The following is a 5,464-nucleotide window of genomic DNA, read 5'->3' on the forward strand; positions in this document are numbered from 1 at the left end:
ACCGAGGTGATGCCATCGCAGGCAAGCCAGCTCCCACACTTGACGCTGTACTACTTGCTGCCGCTGACCTGCTTGTACAGCGCATCCGCATTCGCATTGGTCACCGGTACCCACGGCAGGATGTAGTTCTTCGCCGTGCCGTCACCCCATTTCACGTCCTTGCCATAGCGCTCCCAGATCACCGATTGCGGCTTGTAATCCTTGCCGGCCAGTGCGCGCAACGCCACGTCCAGCGCGCCTTGGGATTGGGCCTGGGCGTCTTGCAGGAAGGTGGTGACTTCGTCTTTCTTGGCTGCCTGAATCGCATCCGGCATGCCGTCGATGGAAGTCACCGGCACGTCCTTGGAGGTCAGCCCGTGGGACTTCAGGGCCTGCACGGCACCCAGGGCCATGTCATCGTTCTGTGCGATCACGCCGTTGATGCCTTTGGGGTGCGCGTTCAGCCAGTCTTCAGTCAGGGTCAAGGCCTGGGCGCGGTCCCAGTTGGCGGTCTTTTTCTCGATGATCTTGATGTCCGGGTGTTTGCCGAGCACTTCCAGCTCGCCTTTTTCCCGGTCGATTTGCGCCGACTGGCCAATCGGGCCCTGGATGATCACCACGTTGCCTTTGCCGTTGAGCTTGTCGACCATGGCCTGGGCTTGCAGGCGGCCGCCTTCGACGTCGTCGTTCCCCACATACGGCACGGAGGCATCGGCTACTTTCGTATTGGAGGCGATGACCACCACGTCATTGCTCATGGCCTGCTTGACGGTGCCCACGCCAGCCTTGGTGTCGATCGGCACGAACAGGATGGCGTCGTAGTGCTGGGTGACCATGTTTTCAATCTGGTTGTTCTGGGTCAGGGCGTCGTAGTTGCCGTCGAACACGGTCAATTGCACGGTGCCATCCTTGACCGCCGGGTGTTCCTTCAGCTCGCGGACCCAGTTCTGCATGAACTGGCCCTTGAGGCCGTAGACGGCGGCGCCGATTTTGTAGGTCTTGCCATCGGCGGCCATTGCGATACTGCTGGCGAGCAGGGAGAGAGCCGCCACAGCGGCCAAGGTGTTACCCAGTTTCATAAGTAGAACTCCGGTTATTGTTGTGGGTCGTTCTCTAGCGTTTTTTCTTGCGCCACACGTCGATCAGTACTGCGAACACGATGATCAGGCCCTTGGCGACCTGCTGGTAATAGGAGGACACGCCGAGCAGGTTCAGCCCGTTGTTGATCACGCCGATCAACAGCGCGCCAAACAGCGTGCCGACAATGCTGCCGGTACCGCCCGAGAGGCTGGTGCCGCCGATCACCACGGCGGCGATCGCGTCCAGCTCATAGGAAACCCCGGCCTGGGGCAGGGCGGAGGTGGTGCGCGCCGACAGCACTACGCCGGCCAGCCCCGCGAGCAAACCCGAGACCACGTACACCGAAAACATCACCTTGCGCACGCCAATGCCCGAGGTGCGCGCGCTCTTTTCATTGCCGCCCACTGCGTACACATAGCGGCCGTACGTGGTGTAGCGCAGCACCATCCAGAAGATCAGCGCGACCACGGCGAAGATCACGATCGGCACGCCAATCGGGCCGATCTTGCCGATGCCCAGCGCCAGGTAGGCGTCGGGCAAATCGGTGATCGGGCTGCCGTCGTTAAGAATGAAGGTCATGCCGCGGGCGATACTGAGCATGCCGAGGGTGGCCACGAACGGCGGGATCGACAGGTTGGCGACCATGAAGCCATTCACCACGCCCAGCATCGCGCCGGCAAACATTCCCGCGCTGACCGCCGCCAGCAGGCCGTAGCCCTGGGTTGCGACCATGGCGCTGCACAACCCGCCAAACGCCAGGATCGAGCCCACCGACAAGTCGATGCCCTTGGTCAAAATCACATAGGTCATGCCCACGGCGAGGATGCCGTTGATCGAGGTCTGGCGCAGGATGTCCATCCAGTTGCGCCAAGTCATGAAGTATTCGCTGGAAAACGCCATCACCACGCACAGCAGGATAAACACCAGCGGCAGGCCGAAGCGGTCCAGGGACAGGCGCACGCGGTTGCGCGGCTGGGCCGTGATAGGGGCAGTAATAGAGGTTTTGGCATTCATGAGGCAAGACTCAACAAGGCTTCCTGGGAAAGGGCGGTGTCGGTGCTGATGGTCACCAGCCGGCCGCCTTTGAATACGGCGATGCGATCACTCAGGTGCAGCAGTTCCGGGGCTTCGGACGACACCACGATGGCGGCGCCACCGGCCCGCACGAACTGGTCGAGCAGGTGATAGATCTCCTGCTTGGCGCCTTCGTCGATGCCGCGCGTTGGCTCATCGCACAAAAGGCACACCGGTTCGGTGGACAGGCATTTGGCGAGCACAACTTTCTGCTGGTTGCCGCCGCTCATTGAGGCCACCGGCAGCTCCAGCGAACTGGTCTTGATCTGCAGGCGCTTGACCATGTCCTGGGCCAACTGGGTTTCCTTGCGTGCATTGATCACTGACCAGCTCGACAAACGTTTGTAGGCCGACAGTGCAATGTTCGAAAGGATGCTGCCGGTGAGTACCAGGCCGCTGTCCTTGCGGTCTTCGGTGACCAGCGACATCCCGGCGCTGATCGTGGCTTTGGGCAAGCCGACGGGCATGGGTTTGCCTTGCAGGGTGACGCTGCCGGAATCGGCCACGGTAAGGCCATAAATGCAGTTGAGAAACTCGCTGCGCCCGGAACCCATCAGGCCATAGATGCCGAGGATTTCGCCCTGTCGCAGCTGCAGGCTGATGTCGTGGAACTCGCCGTGGCGGCTCAGGTTGTCGACTTGCAGGCAGGTATTGGCGGCGCACTCGCGGCCGACTTTATGGTCGATGCGCGTCAGTTCCTGGCCGACAATCCCGCGCACCAGGTGGTTACGGTCGATGTCGGCCATGCGCCCGCTTTCCACAAAGGCGCCGTCGCGAAAGATGCTGTAGTCATCGGCGATCTGCGCCAGTTCGCTCAAGCGGTGCGACACGTACACGATGCCGGCGCCGCGAGCGGTGAGGCGGCGGATGGCCTTGAACAAGGTTTCCGCCTCGCGCTCGCCAATTGCCGAAGTCGGCTCGTCCATGATCATCACCTGGCAGTCATGGCTGAACGCCTTGGCAATTTCCACCAGTTGGATCTGCGCCACGCTCAAGCGGTGCATGGGATGGGTGGCGTCGACGTCGAATTCCAGGCTTTCGAGCAGCTCGCGGGTGCGCCGGTTGAGGGTCTTGCTGTCGACGATGCAGCCGGCGCGGCGCGGTTCGCGGCCCAGCCAGATGTTTTCGGCGACGGTCATGTAGGGAATGGGTTCCAGCTCCTGGGTGATCATCGCGATCCCCGCCGCCAGGGCTTCGCTCGGGCGGTTGAACTGCACGGGCGCACCGTTGAGCAGGATGCTGCCGGCATCCCGCTGGGTGATGCCCATCAAGATACTCAGGAATGTCGACTTGCCTGCGCCATTGCCGCCGCATAACGCGTGGACGCTGCCGGCCCGCAGTGAGAGGCGCCCATCACGCAGGGCAGGGACCCCGGCGTAAGCCTTGGCGACGTGTTCAGCCTGGAGCAGTAATGGCGTGGCCATCGGCGTGTCCTCGTGCTGTGAATTCTTATTAGGTCGCACAGTCATGTTTTGCTGTGAGCATATGTGTATCAAATGAAATTCTGATCAGTCAATCTCTTTCATGTAAAAGGTGTGATTCTCATCTTTAGGCGGAAATACGCCCTTATACGGGCCTTTGACCGTGGGGTCAGTTAAAACCTGCTTGACAGAGAGGGTCGAATACCCGCGAAATGACTGAGCGAAATTTCACTGAATGATCATATGATCAGTCGTAAGTACGATCACGGCAGCGGAGCCAGACGCCATGAACACACCCTTTCCGGTGGCTATCGGATGCGATGAAGCGGGTTTTGAGCTCAAAGAGCTGTTGAAGCGCCACATTGAGGCGCTGGGTTACCCGGTGACTGACTTCGGCACCCATTCCACCGCGCCGGTGCTGTACCCGGACATCGCGCTGGCCGTGGCTAACGCCATCAATGCCGGGCAGCAGCGGCTGGGTGTGTTGGTGTGCGGCACCGGGATCGGCATGGCCATCTCGGCCAACAAGGTGCTCGGTATTCGTGCAGCGCAGGCCCACGACACCTATTCGGCGGAGCGCGCGCGCAAGAGCAACGATGCGCAGATTCTCTCCATTGGCGCGCGGGTGATCGGCGCGGAGCTGGCCAAGAGCATCGTCAAGGCGTTCCTGGAGTCGGAGTTCGAAGCGGCGCGTTCCGGGGCCAAGGTGGACCGTATCAACGCGATCGAGCGCGATGGGCATCAGTAGTGGACGGAACGGGGCAAGAGTCGGGAGAATGCGCCTTTGACGCCGAAACGGAAGCCCGTCCCCATGAGTGACAGTACCCAGCGCATCGCCAGCGATATCGATCAGATGACCGAAGTGGCGATGCTCTATTACCTTGAGAACGTCACTCAGGAAGCCATCGCCAAACGCTTCGACCTCTCACGCGCCAAAGTCAGCCGCTTGCTCAAACGTGCGCGCGATGAAGGGATTGTCGAGGTGCGCGTGTTACAGCACCCGGCGATGAACAACGAGCTGGAGCGGGCGCTGGTGGAGCGCTTCAAGCTCGACCGCGCGTTGATCGCCGTCGACCACAGCGACCCCGACACCCAGCGCTCGGCCGTCGCCAGCCTGGTGGCCAACTACCTGAACAAGACCTTGAGTGACGGCATGATCGTCGCTGTGGGCATGGGGCGTAATGTCGGCGCGGTGGCCGATAACGTGTTTTTGCCGGTGACGCGCAACTGCACGTTTGTCTGCGCCATCGGCGGTTCGCTCAAGGCGGGCGAATACATGAACCCCGACCACATCTGCCGCCGCCTGGCCCTGCGTTTTGGCGGCGAAAGTGAAAGCCTGTACGCCCCGGCGCTGGTGGCCAACCCGGAACTGCGCGGGGTGCTGATCAATAACGACACCGTGCGCTCCACCCTCGACCGTGCGCGGCGGGCGGACATTGCGCTGATCGGCATTGGTGATATGAGCGAGAACAGCAACATGGTGCGCATGGGCTGGTTTTCGCCGCAGGAAATCGCGCAGGCACGCTTGTCCGGCACGGTGGGCGACATGATGGGGTATGACTTTATCGATATTCACGGCCAGCCGGCGGTCAACGCCATTCAAGGGCGAGTGATCGGGCTGACGGTGCAGGAGCTGTTTCGTATCCCGGACGTGGTGGCGATTGCCAGTGAGAACACCAAGGCGGCGGCCACGCTGGGGGCGTTGCGGTCGGGGGTGATCAATACGCTTGCGACGACGGTGACGAATGCGCACACCATTCTGGCGCTGGATGATGCCACCCGCAAAACCTGATTCAACACGGCTCAAACTGTGGGAGCTGGCTTGCCTGTGATAGCGGTGGGTCAGCAAGCACTGCATCAACTGACCCACCGCTATCGCAGCATAAGTATCTACACATCGTTGTAGTGAG

The 5,464-nt window shown here is 61.3% G+C and carries 5 protein-coding genes; 2 read left to right on the forward strand and 3 right to left on the reverse strand.

The genetic code is table 11. The annotated features are described in order from the left end of the window. Nucleotides 1–50 precede the first annotated feature (50 nt). The 3 genes from WBB95_RS15490 to WBB95_RS15500 are packed head-to-tail and all read right to left on the reverse strand — an operon-like array spanning nt 51 to nt 3,557. On the reverse strand, nt 51–1,058 hold the full coding sequence (locus WBB95_RS15490) for a substrate-binding domain-containing protein (protein ID WP_424488385.1): 1,008 nt from the start codon (nt 1,056–1,058) through the stop codon (nt 51–53). 34 nt (nt 1,059–1,092) lie between these two features. Continuing rightward, a complete protein-coding gene (locus tag WBB95_RS15495; protein WP_424488386.1) occupies nt 1,093–2,073 on the reverse strand; it encodes an ABC transporter permease in 981 nt (326 codons plus the stop codon). Further along, a complete protein-coding gene (locus WBB95_RS15500) occupies nt 2,070–3,557 on the reverse strand; it encodes a sugar ABC transporter ATP-binding protein (RefSeq protein ID WP_424488387.1) in 1,488 nt (495 codons plus the stop codon). The genes WBB95_RS15495 and WBB95_RS15500 overlap by 4 nt, the downstream gene beginning before the upstream one ends. Before the next feature lie 283 nt (nt 3,558–3,840). On the opposite strand from WBB95_RS15500, the gene rpiB reads away from it, so the two are divergent. Continuing rightward, nucleotides 3,841–4,302 carry a ribose 5-phosphate isomerase B gene (gene rpiB / locus WBB95_RS15505; protein ID WP_424488388.1) on the forward strand — a complete coding sequence of 154 codons (462 nt, stop codon included), beginning with the start codon at nt 3,841–3,843 and terminating at the stop codon, nt 4,300–4,302. 63 nt (nt 4,303–4,365) lie between these two features. Beyond that, nucleotides 4,366–5,346, forward strand: coding sequence for a sugar-binding transcriptional regulator (locus WBB95_RS15510; protein ID WP_053255665.1), 981 nt, complete (start codon nt 4,366–4,368; stop codon nt 5,344–5,346). Nucleotides 5,347–5,464 lie beyond the last annotated feature (118 nt).

The sequence above is a fragment of the Pseudomonas sp. genome (assembly GCF_049645325.1).
Taxonomy (GTDB): domain Bacteria; phylum Pseudomonadota; class Gammaproteobacteria; order Pseudomonadales; family Pseudomonadaceae; genus Aquipseudomonas.